Raw genomic sequence first — 19,685 nt, 5'->3', positions numbered from 1 at the left:
TTACTCCTTTATTTTTTCAATAATTAGATTATGGTTTGTATAAACACATATATCGGCAGCTATCTTCATAGCCTTTTTTGCAATCTCCTCTATTGATATTCCTTCAACGTCAATCAAAGCTTTTGCTGCAGATAAAGCAAAATTTCCTCCAGAGCCAATGGCTGCAATGCCATCTTCAGGTTCAAGAACATCACCCGTTCCTGTAATGACCAATGAAATGGACTTGTCTGCCACGATCATCATAGCTTCTAATTTTCTTAGATATTTATCCATTCTCCAGTCTTTTGCAAGTTCAACACATGCCCTCATTAACTGTCCTGGGTGCTTATCAAGTTTAGATTCTAGCCTTTCGAAGAGAGTAAATGCATCAGCTGTTGCTCCAGCAAAACCGGCAATTACGGAATCACCAGAAAGACGCCTAACTTTTTTTGCTCCAGATTTTATAACGGTATGGCCTAGCGAGACTTGCCCATCACCTATTACTACTACATTTTTGTCTCTTCTAATTGACAGTATAGTAGTACCATACATTTTACTGCTGTCATGATGAATCATTTTTTTGTTATTTTAATTCGTTATATTATATTAAGATTATAACTTATAATATAGTACTTTTCTTATAACATTTAAAGTGTAGATGCAAAACATAATTCATCCAAATCTGGAAAAAGATATAAATAATTGGTTCAAAACAAAATTTAATGGTTTTACATTACCATTTTATAGCTCCATAGATCTTAGGAATTCAGGCTACAAAATTGCTCCAGTAGACGCCAATTTATTTCCTGCAGGGTTTAATAACCTAAGTGAAGTATCAAAAGCGATAGCAGCAAAATTGATAAAAAGCTACTTCGAAACAAAACAATATAAAAAGGCCCTTATAATACCGGAGAATTACACACGAAATAAAATGTATATAGAAAATGTATTTGCTATAGAAAAGGTACTGCAACTCGCAGGTTTTGAAACTAGAATTGGCCTCTTTCATAATGAAACGTACAATTTAATAGAACAGTATGAAACTGTTGTGAAAGAAAACTCTTTGCTGAAGACAACTTCAGGATTTGTGCCTGATATTATTATACTGAATCGTGATATGACGAGCCACATTCCAGACACGCTAGAAAACGTAAAACAAGAGATAGTGCCAAGTCCATTATATGGCTGGCACAGTAGGCAGAAATTTCAATATTTTGAAATCTATCAAAAATTAGTGTCCGAATTTTGTGGCGAATTTAAAATGGACCCATGGCTTATTTCTGTGCTTACAGAAAGCTGTAATGGAGTTGACTTTAATGATGATTCATCACTAGGAGCAGTAGCGACTAAAGTTGACCAAATATTATCTCTAGTGCAAAAAAAATATGAGGAATATGAAATAAAAACACAACCTTACGTTTTTATCAAAGCAAGCAATGGCACATATGGAATGGGCATTATAACAGCAACAAGTGGAAAGGAAATATTAAATCTCAATAAAAAAAAGCGTCATAAAATGAAAAAGATAAAAGAAGGAATAGCAATCAATAGTGTTATTATACAAGAAGGTGTACCAACTATTGACATATTTAAAAGTAGTTCTGCAGAACCGCTAATATACTATATAGGAGATACTCCAACATGTTACTTATACCGATGTAATAGCAGGAAAGATGTATATTCTAGCTTGAATTCCACTGACTGTGAATTTTATGACATCAGCCAAGAAAATAAAACTTTGCCACTTTGGAATATTGTTAGCAAATTAGCAGTGCTAGCATTGGCAGTAGAAATTAAGTCTTTTCATCTCTAATAATTAATTTCTACAATGCTGCCATTATGCTGAATATGGTGAGCGTCATCAAGTCCAGTAGAAGGATCAGTACCATTATTAGGTTGATTGACAAACTTATCGATGTTTGATACTAGATATGCTATGCTTAGTATCAAACTGACCGTAACAGTTAAGTTGAAATTATAGATTATGCCACCACCCAAGTCTATTGGTATGGTTGGAAGTTCCATTCTTTTTAATATGAAGCTTAACAAGCCCAATGACAAAGCGAATGTGCTAAAAATAACTTCTTTGCCATATTTAGCAGACTTTTCAGAATCCTTATTATCTAGATACTTCTTCCATGTATAATAACAGTTTATGCATTCTGAAAATAGAAATAGAACTGCTGATGTTAAGCTAATATAACTTATTACATCCTTGTTGTTTCTAGCTAAGAAATGAATGATTTTTGTCTGCATCAATATTCCTATGACACAGTTTGCCAAGAAGGCTAAGCTACCCACAACCTGTATTGGTTTTTCAGGTTCATTTCCCCCTTTACCATTCTGAAGTTTTTTAGATTTATATCCAGCTAAATTGAGACCAAAGTGAAGAGCAAATATTATTGATGTTGGTAGTTTTATGAACTTAGAAATATCTAATATAGTACAAATATTGGATCTGTTGTTATCAATAAACTCGCAACAGAATTGCAATGAAATTTTACACAATATGCCTGTTAAACCTACTGCAATACAATACATCTTTCTAATATCATGATTGTGAGCATCATGTATACTTTCTATAAATGTATTTGGCTTACCTTTTGGCATAAGTAGATAATAAAATCATAACTTTTTAATATTATACTATAAAAATCTAAAAAGAAAAGTGCTATAAATCAGTACTTTGAGAGTGATCTAAACATAAATCGGCCAAGCACTTGATAAATAAGAGATCAGTACTGAGAGTTGGTACGCGAAAGTAATATCCGTCTTTGATAATTGCTTTATACTCTATATCAAGTTCAACCAGTGTTTCAGAATGCTCAGAAACAAAAGATATAGGTGATAAAACTACAGGTATATTATCGTCTTTCGCGCGTGATAGCTCACTTTCAGTGCTAGGCTCCAACCATTTTACAGGGCCAACCTTACTCTGATAACATATTCCCCAATCAAGATCTTCAATATTCAATTTTTTTACTATTAATTTTACTGTTTTTTCTATCTGTGAAGCGTAAGGGTCGCCTTTTTTAATGATACTAAGAGGTAAGCTATGAGCCGAGAATAGGACTCTTGGCTTACCGATTTTGCTAGCTAATTTATAATATTTAGACGTCAGATTAACATGAGCTTTAATAAAGTCTTCATTGTCATAATAATGGTGAATTGTTTTTGTGTTACATTCCAGTTTGGCATTTTTTTGCCAATTCTCTATGGATGATAGAGTTGTGGTGGTTGAATATTGCGGATATAGTGGTAACAGAATGATTTCGTCAGGGTTGAATTGCTTTACGCTTTTAACAACTTCATCAGCAAATGGATGCCAATAACGCATGCAGATGAATATCTTATACACATGGTTTCCATCTTCATTTAATTTTAGTTCTAAAGCATCAGCTTGTGCTTTTGTATTCTCCAAGATTGGCGATTTACCTCCAATGTGCTCGTATATTTCTTGTGCAGTACTTTCTCGCCTTTTGGAGATAAACTTTGCTAAAAGGAAGCGAAAAGGATTTGGTAGATTTATTATTCTTTTATCGTAAAAAAGATTAAATAAGAAAGGACGGACCGCACTTAGTGAATCAGGTCCGCCTAGGTTAAATAAGATTACTGCCTTCTTCACTGACAGCACCTTTCTTCAGGTTTGCCTATAAAATCAGCTACACACTCATCAAGTTTAGTTACAGGCACTAAATTTCTTACACTGGCATACAATAGATGAGCAGATCTCTTCATGTTACTCTGTGTAGATGCAAAGCCTCTATCGAAAACCACATCAACACAAAAACTTGGCACTGCTTCAAGAAGTTCAACAGCAGCCAAAGATATCATTATGCAGCTTTGTAGAGCCTTCAGAAAAATCGTAAGGGGGAAAAGTAAAACCTTAACAAAAAGAGAGGGAGGACTTTCATTCATTAGTTGTCCTGGATTAGGAGAATTATATTCAATATGCTGTCTGTTTTTATCAAAGATAGGAAATTTTATAGTGTCTTTCTTAAATTCCTGCTCTATTTGTTCCTCGGTATAATTTTCATTATTAGTCATTTTTTTCAATAACTTTTCACGCAAGTAAAAGGTTCTCACAACAAAACATGTTGCAACCATCAGTGCAGCACATATAAGCGCACAATGCATGAGGTTCATCCCACCTATCATAGATGGTAATGCAAGACAAACAAATGGCACTATGATAGCCATTTCGAAAAATGGAATAGTATTCCTTTTTATTGCAAAAACAGCGCCTTCTTTTAATTTTGTATTATTGTGTAAGCTATACTCTAAATAACTCAAAAATGCCAAATTAAAAGTTAAAAATCCTTTTGTCCCACAAAAAATTGATGACTTGAATTGATTAACCCATTCTTTAGCAGTAAGTGTAGTTTCAATTGATTGTTTAACATTAGGATCGACTGGTTTGTTGTTTTTTTTATTACAACACCCCATAAAACACCTCCTTGATGGTTTATTCTTAACTATAAGTGAAAAATTGCTTTTATCAAATCAAAGTTTATAATAAAATAAATCTATAAATATACGATCTTAATATAAGGAAATAATATGGCAATTGAGAGAACACTTTCAATATTAAAACCTGATGCAGTAAAAAATAATATTACAGGCAGTATAAATTCTTACATTGAAAAATCTGGACTAAAAATTATAGCACAAAGAATGATGATGCTGACAAAAAAACAAGCAGAGCTGTTTTATGAAATTCATAAGGATAGGCCTTTTTTTGGAGAGTTGGTGGAATTTATGACTTCTGGGTCTGTGATAGTTCAAGTTTTAATCGGTGAAAATGCAGTCAGTAAATACAGGCAAATCATGGGTGCTACAGATCCAAAGCAGGCAGATAAAGGTACAATTAGGGGTGATTTTGCTGATGATATTAGTGAAAATAGAGTGCATGGTTCTGATAGTCTAGAGAATGCTCATAGAGAAATAGCTTTCTTTTTTGCTGAATGTGAATTGGTGTAGTTTTACTTTTTTACATATTAAATTTCTGAATTTTATGTTGAACTGTATAATATTAGCCCAATTTTTAGTTTAAGCAATATTAAGGGAAAGCTTTTTCATGCACAGTATAGATAATATTTAAAATGGATCATGTTGTTAACGCTTATAATAGATCTGAAGCTTCTATAGTTAGAGGAGAAGGAGTATATCTCTTCGATAAGGATGGTAAAAAATATTTAGACTTTGCTGCAGGAATTTCTACAACCTCTCTAGGGCATTGTCATCCATACATTACAGATAAACTGAAGGAGCAACTGGATTCATTATGGCACTGCTCTAATATTTTTACTATTCCTCAGCAGGAAAGGCTTGCTCAGCGTTTAACAGAACTTACCTTTGCCGATAAAGTTTTTTTCTGCTCAAGTGGACTTGAAGCAACAGAAGCTGCAATTAAATTTATTCGCCGCTATTTCTACTTAAATGGACAAGAAAAGCGCAGTCACATCATTACAATTGAAGGAGGTTTTCATGGCCGCAGTATTGCTGCAATTTCAGCTGGGGGAAATGAAAAATCACGCGAAGGTTTTGCTCCACTCCTTTCTGGTTTTGATAAAGTTCCAAGAAATAACATTGAAGCATTAGAAAAGAAAATCAATAGCGAAACAGCTGCCATATTTTTAGAGCCCATACAAAGTGAAGGCGGAGTACATCCATTGGACGTAGAGTATCTTAAAAAAGTAAGAGAGATAACAAAAGCTCAAGGAATAATTTTATGCTTTGATGAAGTGCAATGCGGATATGGACGGATTGGCTCTCTATTTTACTATCAAAATATAGGAGTTGAACCTGATATGCTCACTTGTGCGAAGGCTATGGGTAATGGATTTCCTTTGGCTGCATGTTTAGTAAAAGATTATATAGCAGAAGCAATCACTCCAGGAACTCATGGGTCAACTTATGGAGGTAATCCACTTGCCATGACTGTTGGTAATGCAGTACTCGATGTAATGCTAAAGGAAGGCTTTTTTGACCATGTTAAGAAGGTCAGTAAATATCTAAAAGAAAAGTTGTTGCCTTTGACTGAAGAATTTCCGAAGATCGTTTCAGAAGTTCGTGGGGAGGGTTTATTGATAGGGATAGAGCTTAGAGTACCTTTGGCTGATAAAATTGTTAAACAATCTCTTGACAAAGGCTTAATAATGACTAAAATTTTAAATAATAGGGTAATAAGAATAACTCCTCCACTTGTTGTTGAGAATATGCATGTGAATGCAGTGTGTGATATATTTCATGATTTATTTTTTTATATTAAAGATATATAGACTTGCAAATGCTTCTTACAACATATAAAATCGACTCTGTTTCTATATCGCAATAACATCATACTTTAATGGATTGGTTATTGATTTCAGTATTGTCAGCAATTTTTTTCTTATTGATTTTATCGTTTTTGTTCTCAGGAGCAGAAATAGGGTTAACCTCAATTAGCCGATCCCGAGTGAATAAACTAAAGCTAGAAGGTAACAAAAAAGCCAAGATAATAGAGCTTTTGTTAGGTAAAAAAGAATTAACAATAGGAACAATATTACTGTGTAATACAATTATTAACATTACTTGCTCTGCTTTATTTACAGTAATATTTATAAATTCTTTTGGGAGTGAGGGCATATTTCTTTCAACGTTCATGATGACGTTTTGTATTTTGCTATTTTGTGAAGTTTTACCAAAAACTTACGCCATGCAAAATCCTGAAAAATTTACATTACTTTCTGCTTATTTTATGCTGTTTTTTGTCAAGGTTCTTTCTCCATTGACATTAGGCATTCAGTTTATTGTCAATATCATTCTGAAGTTATGTGGGCTTCATAAGAATAGGGAGGTAATATCTGCAGCAGATGCAATGCGTAATATGATTACTCTTCACCGCAGTGAGGGCACTATGTTACAACAGGATTTAGATATGCTAAATAGTATACTTGATTTGGCTGAGACAGAAATATCACAAATTATGACCCACAGGAGAAACTTATTTTCTCTTGATATAGATCGAAACAAAGAAGAGTTAATAAGAGAGATTTTAACCAGTAGCCATAGCAGAGTACCTTTATGGCAAAAAGAACCAGATAATATTGTTGGAGTGGTTCACGTGAAAAATCTAATAAATGCCTTGCGTGAAAAGGATAATAAAATAGAGATTGCCAAAGTTATGTCAAAGCCTTGGTTTATACCAGAAAGTACGCCACTCAGTGTACAACTTCACAACTTCCGTAAAAACAGGAAACACCTTGCATTTGTTATTGATGAGTATGGAGCACTACAGGGAATCGTAACTCTTGAGGATATACTGGAAGAAATAGTTGGAGAAATTTCAGATGAACATGATTTGATCACAGAGAATTTTATAAAAAAGATATCCGATAATATGTATCACATAGAAGGAAAATCTACTATTAGGGATATTAATAGACAGTTACATTGGGATCTTCCTGATGAAGAAGCTACAACTCTAGCAGGTATGATTGTAAACGAGATAGAGCGCATTCCTGAAGAAAATGAAGAGTTTTCCATGTACGGTTTTTACTTTAAGATTTTAAAAAAAGATAAAAATATTATTACTATGATTGAAGTACAAGTAAAAACTGATAATACTGTAGTAGCAATTAATTAGTTGGGTTCTATGGAAGATACAGTAAAAATAACGGCTGAAGATTTGAAGAGCTATATAGAGAGAATCGAAAAACTTGAACAAGAAAAGAGGGATGTGCAAGATCACATCCGTGATGTATATGCAAAAGCTGCAGATGAAGGTTGGGATATAAAAGTGATGAAACAGATTATTAGGCTAAGAAAGATGGATGATGATGACAGGGAGGAACAGGAAATATTACTTTATACCTACAAACGTGCATTGGGAATGAATTACGAAGGTGAATAGTAGGATTGTAATTGGAATAAGTGGAGCATCTGGTTCTATTTACGGTGTACGGATTCTAGAGGCACTAAAAAATACCAATCATGAAACTCATTTAGTGATCAGCAGTGCTGGAAAAATAACTATAGCTCATGAGATTAAAGAAAAACTTGAAGATATTATATCGCTTGCAGATTTTTACTATTCTGAAGAAAAAATAGGAGAAAAAATAGCAAGCGGCTCATTTAAAACCTCAGGTATGGTTATTGCTCCATGTTCTATGAAAACAATGTCTGAAATAGCATCGGGGGTGACTTCCAATCTATTAACAAGGGCTGCAGATGTAACTCTAAAAGAAAGAAGAAAATTAGTTCTTATGGTGCGAGAATCTCCACTACATCTTGGACATCTCCGAAATATGTTAAAACTAACGGAGATGGGAGCAATTATTGCTCCGCCGATGCCTGCTTTTTATATTAAACCAAAATCTTTGGATGATATTGTAAATCATGCTGTTGGTAAAGTATTGAATTTATTTGATATTGCATTACCTGACTTCAAGGAGTGGCAAGGAAATGTCAATTATTATTAACGGTAAAAAAATAGCAAATGATCTCTGTGAGGAGCTATCAAAAAAAATTGATATTTTAAAGAAAGAGTATAATGTTTTTCCTTGTCTTAAAGTAATTCTTGTGGGTAGCAATCCAGCAAGTCAGGTCTACGTTCGTAATAAACAAAGAAAAGCAGAATCAATAGGCATAAGTTCTGAAACTATTGTTTTGCCTGATAGTATCTCAGAAGATGAATTGATTGAAAAAGTTAATACATTAAATGAAGATTCATCTGTGCATGGAATTTTAGTTCAGTTACCTTTACCAAAGCACATCAGTGCAAGCAGAATAATTAATACAGTAAGTGTTGAAAAAGATGTAGATGGCTTTCATGATGAGAATGTTGGCAGGTTAGTTAAAGGTGAAAAAAATTGTCTGATACCTTGTACTCCCAAAGGTTCTTTGCATTTAATTCAGTCAGTTGAAAATAATCTGTCCGGTAAAAATGTGGTAATCATTGGCAGATCAAATATTGTGGGTAAGCCAATGTTTCACCTATTGTTGCAAGAAAATTGCACTGTTACCATCTTGCATTCACAAAGTAGGGATTTAGCTGATTATTGCTCTAAAGCGGATATAGTAGTTGCAGCAGTTGGAAAGCCAAATTTTGTTCAAGCAGATTGGATAAAAAAAGGTGCAATAGTGATCGATGTTGGCATAAATAGCATTAACATAGGAAATCAAAGTAAGCTTGTGGGTGATGTTGACTTTGAGGGAGTAAAAGAAAAAGTCAAAGCTATTACTCCAGTGCCTGGTGGAGTTGGCCCGATGACAATAGCATTTCTTATGATGAACACTGTAATTGCTGCTTGCTTGCAGCGGGGAGTTGATGCTTCTGATTTCATTAATTGAGGGCATAAGAAAAATAGATACCCGTCTCTAGATAATAGTATCCGTTCAGGAGAGTGGTTTAAGAAACAATAGATAAGAGGTTTTGGAAAGGATTGAGACCCCTTTGTTTCCATGTTAAGTATAACGAAATTATCCGTTCAAGGAATGCATTTCCCCGCTTTGATTGTGTAAAATACGAATTTTTGCGGTAAACGACATAATGCCGTATCTGCTGTTCAGCATGGTTGTTTGTCAGCGGAATGTTTTTTGGGTCATCTAAAAAATTCCACATCATTCTTTCAGATTTCAAAATATTTTTCGCAACTCGAGAGGCTCCAATTGCTTCAGGTAAGTAGGATATTTCCTTCAAGTAATACCTTGTACGTTTTCGCAACTTTCTGGCACGTCTGGCAAATCTAAAAACATCTATCTCATTTTTTAGCAAAGCCTTTTTTAGTGCAAATAATTCAGTAGCTACATTTCTTAAGTAACAGCCAAGAACTTTGACTTCAATATTCCAACTATGCGCTAATCTTTCAAAATCCCTTGCTAAGTGTGCCCAGCAGATTTGCCTTTTTTCATCAGCAAAGTAATTGTATACTGCGTACCTGTCGGTTACCACTAAGCTATTATGATTGCAGCATGCGTTATTTTTTAAAACTTTCATTCCTCTTGACTCTGTCAACTTCACAAAACTTGCCGTATTGCTTGCAAACATCCAACACCAAGCGAGTTTACCTTTGTTATAATGGCTCGTTTCATCAATATGTAGAACTTTACTCCTACTTATCTCTTGTTCGATCTGCTCATACATTTTTTTGCATTTTGAAGCAACTCTATGTTCACTATTTGATATGCTAACGACGCTTATGTTCAAATTGAAGATATCATTTACGACACTCGCTATTTCGCGTTTTGAATTTTTGTAGAATCCGCTGAACGCTGCAATTATTGACTTAACCCTTGGACCAAATGTATCTGACGTAACACCTTCTGGTAACTTACTGCTTCTTCTTTTTCCGCATCTCCGGCAACGACCATGCTCCATCTGATATTCCACTACATAAGGCCTAATTTCCGGAAGATCAACTTTTTGATGAATGTACGGTCCATTGCATATTGCAATCCCTCCTCCGCATTCACAAGTAGATGACAACTTTACTTTTATCACCTCATCTGCATCCATTTTGGCGCGAAAACTTCCTTTATGACCAACCTGACCACCAACGTTTCTGTCGCTCTTTGGCTTGTCCTTTTTTATTTTGTACAACTCTCTAGAGCTTGGTAGAGATGAATTTTTCGAGTTTAAACCAAGCCTTTCCTTTAATTCAGCGTTCTCTATCTTTAAAGCCTTGTTCTCTGCTTTTAAACTTTCATTCTCCCTTTCCAGCTTTTCTATTTTTGCTTCTAACTTTTCTATTTTTTGCTGTAAATTTTTGCAAAGCTCTAAAAGGTTTACCACATTACCTCACTTTTGCTCTATGATTATCTTTTTAGATCACCTTGTCTACCTTATTCTGCCACTCCGCTGAACGGATACAGATAATAACATCGAATTTTTATCCAAATAGCAAACCTCTTTGCAGGATTATCTTATTCACTACAAGAAATATGCAATTTAGAACATTAAAAATTATAACGTATGCCTACTTCTATGATTGCATCTGGTATTTGTACTGGTGGCTTGAAGGCACTTAATTGCCCACTTGCAGCAATAGCAACTGTAGCAACTATCTGCGGAGTAAATTCATAATCAACACCTACCTTTAGTTTATAGGAAATAGAACTCAGTATTTTGTCTACTAAAGATGGATCAGACGTTTTATCAGCAGCTAGTAGATCTGGATCTTCTTGACTCTCTTTTTTCTCTTTCCCTTTTTTATCGTTTTTTCCACCACCTTTACTCACAATTTCACCTGAATTACCACTATCTGAAACATTTTTGACTGTAGTTTCACCTGTACTACTGCCACCGAAGCCAAAAGAAGGCAATACTTGGATATATCCACCCAGTCCTATACTGGCATATAATTTAATGGGATCAATTTCAAGATCAGGATAGTAACGGTAATTCGCCAACAAGCTAGCTCCTACTTTCCTTTTTTGTTTATCAGTTATATCACTTATGTTGGCAAGAACCTCAAGTTCAAATTTAGAATTTTTGTCATAATTATAACCAAAAACAACGCTAGGTTTCATTTTAAAAGTATCACCCCATCCAGCACCAAAGTTTAAACCTACATAGTACTGATCTTCGTACCGATCTTCGTACCGATCTTCTAACTCACTTGCACTACTACTAGCTGTACTTGCTAAAGATGAAGCAAGCAATATAGCAAACAATTTTTTCATTTTCATATTACTCATATGTAACATTCCTTAAAACATACTAAAATAAGTGTTCAAACATGCTAGCAGCAAGTTTTGAGCATTGCTTATGGTTACACCTAAACATGTACACAATGCCATCCAGCATTAAAAACTATAACGTACTCCTACTTCCAGCATCGCATCTGGTATTTGTTTTGCTTTTAAACCACTCAGTTGCCCGCCTACGGTTAAAGCAGCTGTACCAACTATCTGTGGAGCAACTTCATAATCAACACCAACCTTCAGTTTGTACGAAATAGCACCCAGTATTTTATCTAGTGTTTCAGTGCCAACAATGTCAAAAGGATATACTTGTAGATGTACTCCTAAACCTCCACTGACATATAGTTTCACAGGATCAATGTCAACGTCAGGATAATAACGGTAATTTGCTAATAAACTAGCTCCCATTTTCTTGGTTGCCTTACCAAACATATCACTTACGTCGGTGAGAATCTCAAGTTCAAACTTAGAGCTTTTATCATAATTATAACCAAAAACTAAGCCAGGTTTTATTTTTAATCCAGTGCCCCATCCACCACCAAAGTTTAAACCTGCGTAGTACTGCTCTTTTGCACTATTACTAGCTGCTTTATTACTAGCTGCACCTGCTAGAGATGAAGTGAGCAAAACAGCTAAAACACACAATCCTTTTATTTTCATATAACTACCCATACAAAAAAATATATAATGCACAAGTATATATCCTTTATATTAAAAAAGATATAACCTCATATCAAAAAAAGTATACCTACGAAATTAGGGACATGCTACTCAAAATTTTTATATAACTATGTTTACTACCTTATTTGGTACAGCATATATAGTGCGAATTTTGCTTTGATCGATTTTGTTAGATACAGAATCTGTTGCTATTTTCTTCAATTCTTCTTGAGATAAACCAGTTGCTACTTTGATGGTCGCACGCAACTTTCCATTGATCTGCACTGCCACAATTACCATATTATCAATTAGTAGTGATTCATCAGCTTGTGGCCAAGGCTTTAGATATAGCATACCTTCGCCTCCTATTTTTTGCCATAAATTTTCAGCCAGGTGTGGCATGAATGGCTCAATTACTCTGATTAGTATGCATATACCTTCATCAATAAGAGATTTTCCAGTTTTTACGTCTATTGCAGCTATTAAATTTGTCATTTCACGAAACTTTGCTACCACACAGTTTAATCTGCAGTTTTCCAAGTCATCTGTAAGCCCTTGCAATAGTTTATGGATTTTTTTTCTGTCCTCTAGGAGTTTACCTACAATGTTTTCATTGTCATAGTGTATGTTTACGGGCCTAAGTTGCACTACCATACGCCACAATTTATTTATGTAGCGAAAACAACCTTCCACGCCATCATCAGACCATTCCATATCTTTTTCTGGGGGGGTATCGGATAATACAAACAAACGAGCAGTATCAGCACCGTATTTTTCTATGATAAAGTTTGGGTCAACTGTATTCTTCTTTGACTTACTCATCTTTTCGACTTTTCCAACTTGGATCTTAGCACCCTTCGCAATCAACTCTTTTGCTTCTTCGGGAAAGAGCCATTTGCCATTCTCATCTTTATAAGTTATATGGCAGACCATTCCTTGAGTGATTAAAGTAGAGAAAGGCTCTTTAACGTCAAAATAGCCACATTTAGTTAAAGCACGGCAGAAAAACCTTGAGTAAAGCAAATGTAGAATTGCATGTTCTATTCCACCTATGTAATAATCAACAGGCATAAAACGATTACAAGTATCTTTATTAATCGATTTATTTTCACTGCAAAATGCAGCAAAATACCAAGAAGATTCAAAAAAAGTGTCAAATGTATCAGTTTCACGTTCTGCTTGCTTTCCGCACTTTGGACAATCAACAAATTTCCAGGTTGGGTGCTTATACAGGGGATTACCACCACTTGTAAATTCTACATCCGTTGGTAGAACAACAGGGAGGTCTTTTTCTGGAACTGGAACAATTCCACAATCTTTACAATGTATAATAGGTATAGGACATCCCCAATAACGTTGCCTTGAAATTCCCCAATCATGCAAACGGTAGTTTACTGTTTTTTTGCTTATTCCTTTTTCTTCAAGTTTTTTTATGATTACTTTTTTTGCCTCATTAATCATTAGTCCGTTTAAGAATTCAGAATTGAACATCACTCCATCACCGAAGTACGGTTCTTTTAAGATCTCTGTGGTCTCTTCACAAACTACAGGAATAATCGGTAAACCATACTTCTGTGCAAATTCAAAATCACGCTGATCATGTGCAGGGCAACCAAAAATCGCACCTTCTCCATACTCCATCAACACAAAATTCGCTATATAAATTGGTAATTCCTTGTCGAGAAATGGGTGCCTGACGTTCAGTCCAGTGTAAATTCCAATTTTTTCATCATTCTCCCCCTTTGCCTTCATATTACCAATAAAGTCTCTTATTTCTTTGTCCTTAAGGTCTTGTACAATAGGGTGCTCTGCTCCTACTGCAAGAAAAGAAGCTCCAAATAAAGTATGAGGAGAAGTTGTAAAAATCTTTAACTTCTTATTCAAGCCAACTATTTCAAAATCTATAGTTGCCCCTTCAGATTTTCCTATCCAGCGCTCTTGCATAGTTTTGACTTTTTCTGGCCAATTTTTTAAACTTTGCAGACAATGAAGCAAATCTTCAGCAAAATCAGTAATCTTTAAAAACCATTGGAATAACTTACGTTTTTCAACAACTGCACCTGATCGCCATCCTTTTCCATCAACCACTTGCTCATTTGCAAGCACTGTTTGGTCCACTGGATCCCAATTAACCCACGACTCTTTTCGATAGGCAAGACCATGCTTTAAAAAATCCAGAAAAAATTTCTGTTCGTGTTTGTAATAATCAGGCTCACATGTGGAAAGCTCGTGATTCCAATTGTAGGAAAGACCTATAGATTTTAGCTGTGCACGCATATTGTCTATATTCTCTTTTGTCCACGCTGCAGGGTTAATATTATTGTCCCTTGCTGCATTTTCAGCTGGTAATCCAAACGCATCCCAGCCAATTGGGTGCAAAACCTCAAATCCATGAGCTCTCTTGTAACGTGCTATAACATCTCCTATTGCATAGTTACGCAGGTGCCCCATATGAATCTTACCAGATGGATATGGAAACATTTCCAACACGTAACATTTCTTCTTTTTACTATCTTTGCTTACAGAAAAATCCCACTTATTTTGGTAGAATTTTTCAACGTTTTTAAAATCATATTTCATAAATTCAATCACAGTTTATATGTACTAAAGGATCGACTGCTTGACCATTATGCCTTATTGTGAAACACATCTGCGGATCTTTATCTTGTGTGCTTGATTTACCTGCAGATCCAATTACTTGACCTTGTTTTACTTTATCACCAATTTCAACTTGTATGTTTTTTAAATAGGAGTACATAGTCATGTAATTATCTTTATGTTCCACTATAATTAAATTTCCGTACCACCTCAGGCCTTTGCCTACGTATATTACTTTGCCAGGTGCAGAAGCAATAACCTTTGTTCCACTTTGAGCAGTAATTTTTATGCCATCTTGACATATTTTATCAGAAGAGGTAACTGCACCTTTAACCGGTATTACAAATTTACACATGCTTTGTGCATTATTGTTATATACCTTATCTACAAAGGCTTTTCTACTTTCTTTTCGCAGCGAAGAATCAACATTTTCTTTAATCAAATGATACTCCCTTGTGTACTCTAGGTCTCTTTTCCCATAAAATTCTTCGCCTTTAAGTAGTACAGGTGCAGGTTTTTGCAGGCCACAGCTTATCAGTATTGCTGATAATATAAAGAACAAGGCTATACGACACATACACTTATCTCTAGATATATCAACTTTCACAAAACTTTATAGTGTTTTTCGTCTATTTATTACTTTCTTCATTTATTTTATCAGTCAAATAGTCTCTTAAATCGGTAAGTTCTTTCAACAAATTTCTTGAATAATGATCAATTCTTACATCGTTACCAAATTCCTTTTGTACTCCTTTTATTGTATATCCTTTGTCATATAGCATATATTTTATTTTCTTTATTGCCTCTATACACTTATGATCATATAGTCTTCTTCCCTTCCGTTTTATGGGTTTAATTTGATGGAATTGACTTTCCCAGAATCTTAAAACATGCTGCTCCAAATGTAGTTCTTCAGCTACTTCTCCAATTGTGTAAAATAATTTTTCCTTATTCATCGGTTGTTTATTAATTTCTTCATCATTTTTGAAGGTCTAAAAGAAATTGATTTTCTCGCTTTAATTACTACCCTTTCCGATGTCTTTGGTATATTTCCTGGTCTTTCTTTCTTGTTTTTAACCAAAAATGTTCCAAATGAAGATATTTTTACTATTCCATCCTTTGCTAAGCTCGTTTTTATCTCATCCAATATATCATCTATTATTGCAATAGAGTCTTCTTTCGATAATCCAATTTCCTGGTTTATACATTCAGCTATTGTTGCCTTAGTTACTGTTGTGTCTTTTGTTGTCATAATTTATTACAGTATGTTAATATAATATAACAATCGACTCAAGATTCAGCTACTTTATTTTTATAGTATGTTTCTTTTGTAGCATAATTAAAAATACTAGCAAATGTTAACATTGCAAATATTGTGAAAAGCGCCATTTGATGATCTGAAAAAAGTGCTAAAATTGACACTAAAATTCCACTCATAACAAACATAAATCCATTGATAATGGATGATGATGTGCTAATATACTTCTGCTCAACAATCTCACTACCAACAGTAAAATTAAGCATATGTCCTCCTGCAAAAAAACCAAACATTAACATACAAAAGTATATAATATGAACTGTTAAATTACCGCATAGTAAAATAATAGCTGAAATACTTTGCAATGTGGCAAAAGCAGAGATTACGTGCCTTCTATTTTTAAATAGATTTGAGATTAGATCTGCAATTGGAGCACCAACTGCAAGACCAAGCCACAATATTGCAGTTGCCACACCTAACTCCATTGTATTGAGTTCTAAGTTGCTTAGTAACCTTGGTGCCCACAGCATATTAAGCGCTAAAAATGTTCCAAAAGTAATAGCACCCACTATTGAGGTTATCCAGATATCTCTTAATTTTAGCACTGTTAGTACAGAACATATTACTGTTTTTATAGAGCTCTTTATTGTGTATTCCCCCAAATTTTTTTTTGAAAGTCCTTTCGGATAAAAAAACATAAGTACAAATATCGATACGCCAAATAATATTACGCATACAATAAGATTTTTCCAATCTGCACCTTCGGCAAGCAAGCTAGAGAAGCACATTTGAATCATCAAAGCAGAAAGACTTGAAATTGTCTGCACTAGTGAGAACATCAGTCCAAATTGAGTAAGGGGAAAATATGTGCTACTTACATGAGCAGCGCCAATAAAACCAAACGATGCTCCAATTGCGATCAAAAATTGAGATAAAATTAAATGGGCAAAATTGTCACTCTTGATAAGGACAAAAAAACCAAAGAGCATGATTGACAATGAGAAAAAATAAATTTTTTTGCTGGAAAAAACATTAAACATTGCCCCACTAAAAAATTGTGAGATAGCAAAAGTCCAAGTATATGCTGAATTAGCTAGTGCAACTTGCGCGATTGTGAGCCCAAGTTCTTTTTCAAGATTCACGCTTATAAAGGTGTAGATTATCTGCATATTGCTGAATACAACAATCAAGTTACTGATTAGCCAAATGAACCAAGCTTTATTTTCCATAAGATTTTTTATAAATAGTCCATTGATAATAAACCTCTTTTAGGCTCTGATTATTGTTAAAACAGTTGCAATTATAGTATGATATAAAAGCTATGAAACAACAAATTTGTTGTGAGATTTAATTTGTTAGAGTCTGTACATAATCTCAAGAAAGAAATAAGTTCAACAATCATTACCTATAAGATAAAAGGTGAAAATTTGAAATTATCATGAACTGGCTCATTTTTCTGCCACTTAGATGATGTTTTTTCAAATTGTTGATAAATCAAAGTCAGTTTAGCTATTAATTATTCATCTTTTTTCTAATTATGCAGTGGATCTATTATTAAACCTTTCAATAATACTTTTTATTTTTGCTGCCTCTTCAAACTCTAAATTTTCAGCATGCTTCAACATTTGTTTTTTCAAACTGCTTAGATCATTCTGACTAAAATCCTCAATCACCACTTTTTCCCGTAAAGTATTTGATATAGGCTTTATTATAGTTTTTGGTACAATATTATGCAGTGTATTATGCTCTGTCTGTTTCTTTCTTCTCCTTTCAGTTTCTTTCAGTGCACGATCCATAGAATTAGTAATTTTGTCTGCATATAAAATTACTCTGCCTTCAACATTTCGTGCAGCACGACCTATCGTTTGAATGAGCGAAGTCTCTGATCGTAAAAACCCTTCTTTGTCAGCATCTAAAATTGCAACCAATCCACACTCGGGAATATCAAGACCTTCCCGCAACAAGTTAACGCCAACAAGAACATCTATTTCTTTAGATCTTAATTTGCATATAATTTCAATTCTTTCCAGTGCACCAATATCTGAATGTAGGTAAGTTACTTTCATACTGAGCTCACTCATATGCTCAGCTAGCTTTTCAGCCATTTTTTTTGTCAATGTGGTAATTAGAATACAAAATCCTTTTTTTATTGTTACTTGCGCCTCGTGAATCACATCATCAACCTGACTCTCTGTTGGTTTTATGGTGCAGATGGGATCTGTCAGTCCTGTTGGGCGGATAACTTGCTCTATAAATGCGTGATTAGTCTTTTCTAATTCATATTTTCCTGGAGTAGCCGAAACGTAAATAGTCTGTGGCCGTATTGCCTCCCACTCTTCCAATTTTAATGGACGGTTATCAAAAGCAGAAGGTAGCCTAAAACCATAATCTATCAATTTCTTTTTACGTGCTTCATTACCGCTATACATTGCACCTATCTGGGGAACGGTTACATGGCTTTCATCAACAAATAAAATTACATCTTTAGGTAAATACTCAAACAATGTAGGCGGTGGATCTCCGGCTTTCATTCCGTAAAGATAACGCGAATAATTTTCAATACCTTTACACACTCCCGTTGCCATCATCATTTCAATATCAAAATTAGTACGCTGCTCAAGGCGTTTTGCTTCAACAATTTTGTTCTGTGAATAGTAATAATCCAGGCGTTCATGTAGTTCTTTTTTAATCAATTGAACTGCTTGCAAAAGAGTCTCACGTGATGTAGTGTAATAGCTATTTGGAAAAATGGTGACTGTATCTATGCGTCTGATAATATTGCTGTTCATGGCATCAATCTCAGAAATTTCCTCTATTTCATCACCAAACAATGATAAACGCCAAGCTTTATTTTCATAATAGGCAGGAAATATATCAATAATATCGCCGCGCACTCTGAAATATCCTCGCTCAAATCTGACATCAGAACGTTTATATTGGAGATTAACTAAATTATTCAGAAAGTCATTAACATGAATCTTATCTCCAGCACTTAAAGTCAAGGTCATGCTGAGATAGCTCTCAGGCGAACCAAGACCATATATACAAGAAACACTCGCAACTACAATCGTGTCCCTACGCTCCAAAAGAGAGCATATAGCAGAATAGCGTAGCATATCAATTCTTTCATTTATTAAAGAGTCTTTTTCAATATAAGTGTCTGTTTGTGGCGAATAAGCCTCAGGCTGATAATAATCATAATAAGAAATGAAGTATCCAACAGCATTGTGAGGGAAAAATCCTCTCATCTCCTCGTAAAGCTGCGCCGCTAAAGTTTTATTATGTGCCATAATTAATGCAGGCCTGTTTGTTCTTGCAATAACATTTGCCATAGTGAAGGTTTTTCCAGAACCAGTAACTCCAAGCAAAACCTGATCTCTTTTATTACTATTTAACCCTGCAACTAAGTTGTCTATTGCCTGTGGTTGATCTCCAGCTGGCTGAAAATGTGTAACTATTTGAAATTCCATACCTTTATATTTTCATAATGTATTTATTACTATAC

20 protein-coding genes are annotated in these 19,685 nt (G+C 34.5%); 7 read left to right on the top strand and 13 right to left on the bottom strand.

Translation table 11 applies throughout. The features are described 5' to 3' along the window. Window positions 1–555 carry an ATP-dependent protease subunit HslV gene (hslV, locus tag ONG75_RS06480; RefSeq protein ID WP_026092657.1) on the bottom strand — a complete coding sequence of 185 codons (555 nt, stop codon included), beginning with the start codon at window positions 553–555 and terminating at the stop codon, window positions 1–3. A gap of 82 nt (window positions 556–637) precedes the next feature. On the opposite strand from hslV, the gene gshA reads away from it, so the two are divergent. Continuing rightward, a complete protein-coding gene (gene gshA / locus ONG75_RS06475) occupies window positions 638–1,792 on the top strand; it encodes a glutamate--cysteine ligase (protein WP_010406439.1) in 1,155 nt (384 codons plus the stop codon). Here gshA and ONG75_RS06470 read toward each other — a convergent pair. From ONG75_RS06470 to ONG75_RS06460, 3 genes are all read right to left on the bottom strand, one after another. Then, window positions 1,789–2,589, bottom strand: coding sequence for a hypothetical protein (locus ONG75_RS06470; RefSeq protein ID WP_006014617.1), 801 nt, complete (start codon window positions 2,587–2,589; stop codon window positions 1,789–1,791). The genes gshA and ONG75_RS06470 overlap by 4 nt on opposite strands. 61 nt (window positions 2,590–2,650) lie before the next feature. Continuing rightward, a complete protein-coding gene (hemH, locus tag ONG75_RS06465; RefSeq protein WP_264376054.1) occupies window positions 2,651–3,604 on the bottom strand; it encodes a ferrochelatase in 954 nt (317 codons plus the stop codon). Then, window positions 3,601–4,425 carry a hypothetical protein gene (locus ONG75_RS06460; RefSeq protein ID WP_264336351.1) on the bottom strand — a complete coding sequence of 275 codons (825 nt, stop codon included), beginning with the start codon at window positions 4,423–4,425 and terminating at the stop codon, window positions 3,601–3,603. The genes hemH and ONG75_RS06460 overlap by 4 nt, the downstream gene beginning before the upstream one ends. A 114-nt stretch (window positions 4,426–4,539) precedes the next feature. Between ONG75_RS06460 and ndk the strand changes: the two genes are divergently transcribed. From ndk to folD, 6 genes are all read left to right on the top strand, one after another. Next, the gene (ndk, locus tag ONG75_RS06455) at window positions 4,540–4,959 is read left to right on the top strand and encodes a nucleoside-diphosphate kinase (protein ID WP_149168695.1); all 420 of its coding nucleotides are present in this window, start codon (window positions 4,540–4,542) and stop codon (window positions 4,957–4,959) included. Between the two features lie 122 nt (window positions 4,960–5,081). Further along, the gene (locus ONG75_RS06450) at window positions 5,082–6,260 is read left to right on the top strand and encodes an aspartate aminotransferase family protein (RefSeq protein WP_015587994.1); all 1,179 of its coding nucleotides are present in this window, start codon (window positions 5,082–5,084) and stop codon (window positions 6,258–6,260) included. A 68-nt stretch (window positions 6,261–6,328) separates the two neighbouring features. After that, window positions 6,329–7,606, top strand: a complete 1,278-nt coding sequence (locus ONG75_RS06445) for an HlyC/CorC family transporter (protein ID WP_029237684.1) — start codon at window positions 6,329–6,331, stop codon at window positions 7,604–7,606. A 9-nt stretch (window positions 7,607–7,615) separates the two neighbouring features. Then, complete coding sequence (locus ONG75_RS06440) at window positions 7,616–7,873, top strand: DUF2312 domain-containing protein (protein WP_064085427.1); 258 nt, start codon at window positions 7,616–7,618, stop codon at window positions 7,871–7,873. Further along, on the top strand, window positions 7,866–8,441 hold the full coding sequence (locus ONG75_RS06435) for a UbiX family flavin prenyltransferase (RefSeq protein ID WP_010406412.1): 576 nt from the start codon (window positions 7,866–7,868) through the stop codon (window positions 8,439–8,441). The genes ONG75_RS06440 and ONG75_RS06435 overlap by 8 nt, the downstream gene beginning before the upstream one ends. Then, window positions 8,425–9,312 (top strand): bifunctional methylenetetrahydrofolate dehydrogenase/methenyltetrahydrofolate cyclohydrolase FolD, encoded by an 888-nt coding sequence (gene folD, locus ONG75_RS06430; RefSeq protein ID WP_264376053.1) that lies wholly within the window; start codon window positions 8,425–8,427, stop codon window positions 9,310–9,312. Before ONG75_RS06435 ends, folD begins: the two co-directional genes overlap by 17 nt. A 58-nt stretch (window positions 9,313–9,370) precedes the next feature. Here folD and tnpC read toward each other — a convergent pair whose 3' ends face one another. The 9 genes from tnpC to uvrB form a co-directional block, all read right to left on the bottom strand. After that, window positions 9,371–10,753, bottom strand: a complete 1,383-nt coding sequence (gene tnpC, locus ONG75_RS06425; RefSeq protein ID WP_264375454.1) for an IS66 family transposase — start codon at window positions 10,751–10,753, stop codon at window positions 9,371–9,373. A gap of 164 nt (window positions 10,754–10,917) precedes the next feature. Continuing rightward, entirely contained in the window at window positions 10,918–11,649 is a 732-nt protein-coding gene (locus ONG75_RS06420) for a cell envelope biogenesis protein OmpA (protein ID WP_264376181.1), read from the bottom strand. Between the two features lie 117 nt (window positions 11,650–11,766). Further along, the gene (locus tag ONG75_RS06415) at window positions 11,767–12,336 is read right to left on the bottom strand and encodes a hypothetical protein (RefSeq protein WP_264376052.1); all 570 of its coding nucleotides are present in this window, start codon (window positions 12,334–12,336) and stop codon (window positions 11,767–11,769) included. A gap of 108 nt (window positions 12,337–12,444) precedes the next feature. Further along, window positions 12,445–14,904, bottom strand: a complete 2,460-nt coding sequence (gene leuS / locus ONG75_RS06410; protein WP_264376051.1) for a leucine--tRNA ligase — start codon at window positions 14,902–14,904, stop codon at window positions 12,445–12,447. 4 nt (window positions 14,905–14,908) lie between these two features. Continuing rightward, the gene (locus tag ONG75_RS06405; RefSeq protein WP_007302156.1) at window positions 14,909–15,499 is read right to left on the bottom strand and encodes a murein hydrolase activator EnvC family protein; all 591 of its coding nucleotides are present in this window, start codon (window positions 15,497–15,499) and stop codon (window positions 14,909–14,911) included. 52 nt (window positions 15,500–15,551) lie between these two features. Continuing rightward, window positions 15,552–15,878 (bottom strand): MerR family transcriptional regulator, encoded by a 327-nt coding sequence (locus tag ONG75_RS06400; RefSeq protein ID WP_012481900.1) that lies wholly within the window; start codon window positions 15,876–15,878, stop codon window positions 15,552–15,554. Further along, on the bottom strand, window positions 15,875–16,174 hold the full coding sequence (locus tag ONG75_RS06395) for an integration host factor subunit alpha (RefSeq protein ID WP_007302154.1): 300 nt from the start codon (window positions 16,172–16,174) through the stop codon (window positions 15,875–15,877). Before ONG75_RS06395 ends, ONG75_RS06400 begins: the two co-directional genes overlap by 4 nt. Window positions 16,175–16,212: 38 nt before the next feature. Then, entirely contained in the window at window positions 16,213–17,409 is a 1,197-nt protein-coding gene (locus tag ONG75_RS06390; RefSeq protein WP_264376050.1) for an MFS transporter, read from the bottom strand. 306 nt (window positions 17,410–17,715) lie between these two features. Continuing rightward, entirely contained in the window at window positions 17,716–19,650 is a 1,935-nt protein-coding gene (gene uvrB, locus ONG75_RS06385) for an excinuclease ABC subunit UvrB (RefSeq protein ID WP_264376049.1), read from the bottom strand. Between the last annotated feature and the right edge of the window lie 35 nt (window positions 19,651–19,685).

The sequence above is a fragment of the Wolbachia endosymbiont (group B) of Sphaerophoria taeniata genome (assembly GCF_947179355.1).
In the GTDB taxonomy this organism is placed as follows: domain Bacteria; phylum Pseudomonadota; class Alphaproteobacteria; order Rickettsiales; family Anaplasmataceae; genus Wolbachia.
Note: the sequence above shows the minus strand (reverse complement) of the source record. Positions and strands in the feature narration are given on the sequence as shown.

Excerpts from the sequence above, each read along its gene's own strand:
- folD (WP_264376053.1), top strand. The coding sequence starts at position 8,425 with ATGTCAATTATTATTAACGGTAAAAAAATAGCAAATGATCTCTGTGAG.
- ONG75_RS06390 (WP_264376050.1), bottom strand. The coding sequence starts at position 17,409 with ATGGAAAATAAAGCTTGGTTCATTTGGCTAATCAGTAACTTGATTGTT.
- leuS (WP_264376051.1), bottom strand. The coding sequence starts at position 14,904 with ATGAAATATGATTTTAAAAACGTTGAAAAATTCTACCAAAATAAGTGG.
- uvrB (WP_264376049.1), bottom strand. The coding sequence starts at position 19,650 with ATGGAATTTCAAATAGTTACACATTTTCAGCCAGCTGGAGATCAACCA.
- ONG75_RS06415 (WP_264376052.1), bottom strand. The coding sequence starts at position 12,336 with ATGGGTAGTTATATGAAAATAAAAGGATTGTGTGTTTTAGCTGTTTTG.
- gshA (WP_010406439.1), top strand. The coding sequence starts at position 638 with ATGCAAAACATAATTCATCCAAATCTGGAAAAAGATATAAATAATTGG.
- hslV (WP_026092657.1), bottom strand. The coding sequence starts at position 555 with ATGATTCATCATGACAGCAGTAAAATGTATGGTACTACTATACTGTCA.
- ndk (WP_149168695.1), top strand. The coding sequence starts at position 4,540 with ATGGCAATTGAGAGAACACTTTCAATATTAAAACCTGATGCAGTAAAA.
- ONG75_RS06460 (WP_264336351.1), bottom strand. The coding sequence starts at position 4,425 with ATGGGGTGTTGTAATAAAAAAAACAACAAACCAGTCGATCCTAATGTT.
- ONG75_RS06395 (WP_007302154.1), bottom strand. The coding sequence starts at position 16,174 with ATGACAACAAAAGACACAACAGTAACTAAGGCAACAATAGCTGAATGT.
- ONG75_RS06470 (WP_006014617.1), bottom strand. The coding sequence starts at position 2,589 with ATGCCAAAAGGTAAGCCAAATACATTTATAGAAAGTATACATGATGCT.
- ONG75_RS06405 (WP_007302156.1), bottom strand. The coding sequence starts at position 15,499 with ATGTGTCGTATAGCCTTGTTCTTTATATTATCAGCAATACTGATAAGC.
- ONG75_RS06445 (WP_029237684.1), top strand. The coding sequence starts at position 6,329 with ATGGATTGGTTATTGATTTCAGTATTGTCAGCAATTTTTTTCTTATTG.
- ONG75_RS06420 (WP_264376181.1), bottom strand. The coding sequence starts at position 11,649 with ATGAAAATGAAAAAATTGTTTGCTATATTGCTTGCTTCATCTTTAGCA.
- ONG75_RS06450 (WP_015587994.1), top strand. The coding sequence starts at position 5,082 with ATGGATCATGTTGTTAACGCTTATAATAGATCTGAAGCTTCTATAGTT.
- ONG75_RS06400 (WP_012481900.1), bottom strand. The coding sequence starts at position 15,878 with ATGAATAAGGAAAAATTATTTTACACAATTGGAGAAGTAGCTGAAGAA.
- ONG75_RS06440 (WP_064085427.1), top strand. The coding sequence starts at position 7,616 with ATGGAAGATACAGTAAAAATAACGGCTGAAGATTTGAAGAGCTATATA.